At 56.9% G+C, this 3,178-nt stretch carries 3 protein-coding genes; all 3 read left to right on the forward strand.

Going from position 1 to position 3,178, the window contains the following annotated elements:
- Positions 1-136 precede the first annotated feature (136 nt).
- Positions 137-1,252, forward strand: coding sequence for an ABC transporter substrate-binding protein (locus tag EOA27_RS29015; RefSeq protein WP_126080653.1), 1,116 nt, complete (start codon positions 137-139; stop codon positions 1,250-1,252).
- An 85-nt stretch (positions 1,253-1,337) separates the two neighbouring features.
- On the forward strand, positions 1,338-2,435 hold the full coding sequence (locus EOA27_RS29020) for an ABC transporter ATP-binding protein (RefSeq protein WP_126080654.1): 1,098 nt from the start codon (positions 1,338-1,340) through the stop codon (positions 2,433-2,435).
- Positions 2,436-2,452: 17 nt separating this feature from the next.
- Positions 2,453-3,178, forward strand: a 726-nt coding sequence (locus EOA27_RS29025; RefSeq protein WP_145970594.1) for an ABC transporter permease, incomplete at its 3' end; no start/stop codon positions are given.

Consider the following 3,178-nt stretch of genomic DNA (forward strand, 5'->3'; position numbering starts at 1 on the left):
ACCGTGAAACGCGCAGGACAGGACCGCGTCGGCACCGCCACGTAGATCACTTCGCGAAGTCTCGATTGCGGCCGTCCGCTGGGTCGGCGAAAATTGCATATTCAATTATGCTCAACATTAAAAAAGGGGAATGGCCATGAGCTTCTCTATTATCATTAACCGCAGGCGTTTCCTGCAGGCAGCATCAACCGCCTTGGCTGCCGGCGCACTTCCTTCCATTGCCAGTAACAAGGCATCGGCGCAGACTCCTGGCGAACTGCGCGTCCTTGTCTACGGTGGCGATACCGGAAAGGCGATGATTGAGGCCTATGTAAAACCATTTGAAGCCGAAACAGGCATTAAGATGACCCCGATTACCGATCAGGGCGACCGGGCATCGATCGAGATGATGGTTGCGCAGAATAACGTCACCGTCGATGTTGTCACCGCTAACCAGGGATCTTCGTTCGAGTTGTCCCAAAAGGGTCTTTTTGAGCCGATCGATTATTCTATTTACAGGAATGAAGACCTAGACGGGCTCGCCGACTTCGCAAAGCAGCCGTTTGGCGTAGCTAACGTAGTTTATGCGTTCGTCATGGTCTACAATACCGAAAAATTCCCAGCGGGTAAGCTGCGGCCGACCACATGGGCGGAATTCTGGGACGTGAACAGTTTCCCGGGTGTCCGCAGTCTTGTCAGCGGCCAATATGGTTCAGAAGGCCCTTGGGAGGAAGCCCTTCTCGCCGATGGCGTAAATCCAAAGGATATATATCCTATGGACCTAGATCGTGTTTTCAAAAGTTTGGACAGAATAAAGCCCGATATTCGCAAATGGTGGGGAACAGGGTCCGAAATCCAGCAGATGATGCATGACAAGGCAGTAGATCTTGTAAATGCCTATGATGGTAGGGCCGGCACGTTGATCAAGCAGGGAGCACCGCTTGAAATTAATCGTAACCAGGCGAAAATAACTTGGGACTACTGGCAGATTGTGAAGGGGTCTCCTAACGCGCACGCTGCGCAACAGTTTGTCGCATTTACCGCGCGCGCCGACCGTCAGGCAGCATTTTCACAACTCATGCCGTTCGGCCCGAGCAACCTCAACGCGTTCAAGGTTCTACCGGAAGATATTGGGCGCTCGCTGGCCAGCCACCCCGACTACCTGAGGTCAAGTGTGCTAATCGACTCGAAATGGTACGCCGAGAAGGGATCGGACGGGCTCACGAACACCGAAAAGCTGGTCCAGCGCTGGAACGAGTGGATCCTGCTTTAAGCCCCTGTCGGCCTTTTGCGACGGCATTTACCGATGACGTGCCGCACCGAACCAGCACGTCATCGTTCGGCTTGGAGTGACGAACATGAATGCACCAGTCAGAACGCTGCATCCGCTAGCTAAGGATAGACCATTGGAGAAACTCGCTCTTTCCGAGCAAATCGAATTTCGGAACGTCACCAAATTATACGGTCAGGTCATTGCGGTCAGGAGCCTGTCGTTGACCGTTGGGCGCGGCGAGTTCCTCACGATCCTTGGTCCGAGCGGTTCTGGCAAGACGACGACACTCATGCTGCTGGCGGGGTTCGAGGCGCCTACCGAAGGTGATATCCGCATCGCTGGGAAGTCCGTCGCCTCGGTACCTTCCTATCGGCGCGATCAGGGCGTCGTCTTCCAAAGCTATGCGCTCTTCCCGCACCTCACCGTTCGCCGCAACCTTGAATTTCCGCTCGAGATGCGCGGCATCAGGTCGGCTGAGCGGGCCGCGAGAGCCGAACGCATCCTGTCACGTGTCCATTTGGACGGCTTGGGTGACCGCATGCCATCACAGCTCAGCGGTGGGCAGCAGCAGCGCGTGGCGCTCGCCCGGGCCCTCATAGCCGACCCTCCAATCTTGTTGCTAGACGAGCCGTTGGGAGCACTAGACCGTAACTTGCGTGAGCAAATGCAGGGTGAGATCAAGGGGCTTCACAAAGAGTTCGGAATCACTACGGTGTGTGTCACACACGACCAGGAGGAGGCGCTCACGCTTTCCGATCGGATCGTGGTGATGAACGCTGGACGAATTGAGCAAACTGACACGCCTGAGGCGCTATATGACCGTCCTGTCTCCCGGTTTGTCGCGAATTTCCTTGGGGACGCCAACATCCTCGATGATCCGTCATTCGCTGTTGAGTCGGATACGCCGCAACCGGACGGCACCGTCGCGATGATCCGGCCGGAACGTATACGGATCTCCGCCCCTGGCGCCACGAAGAGTGCCGACGCCGATCAGCGCCAGCATGTCGCCGGCACCGTGACCGATATGATCTATGCCGGCCCGCTGCGAAGATACCATGTGGCTGTCGGCGATAACGACGTGGTCATACGCGAACACGTCGCCGCGGGGCGTCAGATCTTCCAGATCGGGGACACCATTCAGCTCGACTGGTTGAGATCGGACATCCGCTTCGTCACGACGTGATCTCAGGGGACTCGCAGATGTTGACTTTACAAAAGCTTACGCGGGCCTCTGTTGTGCTGACCTTTCCGGCGCTCTGCCTCCTGCTACTCGTCTTTGCCATACCGATCGTCCAGCTCTTCTTAAACAGCATCAACGCCCCCGCGCTCTCCCTCGTCAATTACGTGACGTTCTTCGTGCATCCTGCGAACGTTCGCGTCCTCATCCAGACCATCGAGGTAAGCATCGTAGCCACGGTCATCTGCGCTATCATCGGCTACCCGACGGCCTACCTGATCACGGCTGCTTCGAAGCAGGTCCGGTCTGTCTTGGTCATCCTCGTCCTGATCCCGTATCTCACGAGTTCGCTGGCCCGAACCTACGCCTGGGTCATGATCCTAGGTGACCGCGGCCTTATCAATAACCTGCTGCTCGATCTGCGCGTCATCACCAGTCCTCTGCCTCTGATTTACAACCGTATGGCCATGTATATCGGCATGGTCCACATCATGTTGCCGATCATGATCCTGCCGCTAGTGAGCGTGATGCTCGGCATCGATAAGTCGCAAGTGGCAGCCGCGCGCAGCATGGGCGCGCGTCCGTTCTCGGCCTTCTGGCGCGTGTTCTTACCGCTCAGTCTGCCCGGCTTACGCAGTGGTGCGTTGCTCGTCTTCATCCTGAGCCTCGGATTCTACATCACGCCCGCAGCCCTTGGTGGCCTGCGCGATGCCATGCTCTCGACTTTCATCGCGGCTGAGGTGCAAAGC

Source organism: Mesorhizobium sp. M2A.F.Ca.ET.037.01.1.1 (genome assembly GCF_003998075.1).
In the GTDB taxonomy this organism is placed as follows: domain Bacteria; phylum Pseudomonadota; class Alphaproteobacteria; order Rhizobiales; family Rhizobiaceae; genus Mesorhizobium.

Excerpts from the sequence above, each read along its gene's own strand:
- EOA27_RS29020 (WP_126080654.1), top strand. The coding sequence starts at position 1,338 with ATGAATGCACCAGTCAGAACGCTGCATCCGCTAGCTAAGGATAGACCA.
- EOA27_RS29015 (WP_126080653.1), top strand. The coding sequence starts at position 137 with ATGAGCTTCTCTATTATCATTAACCGCAGGCGTTTCCTGCAGGCAGCA.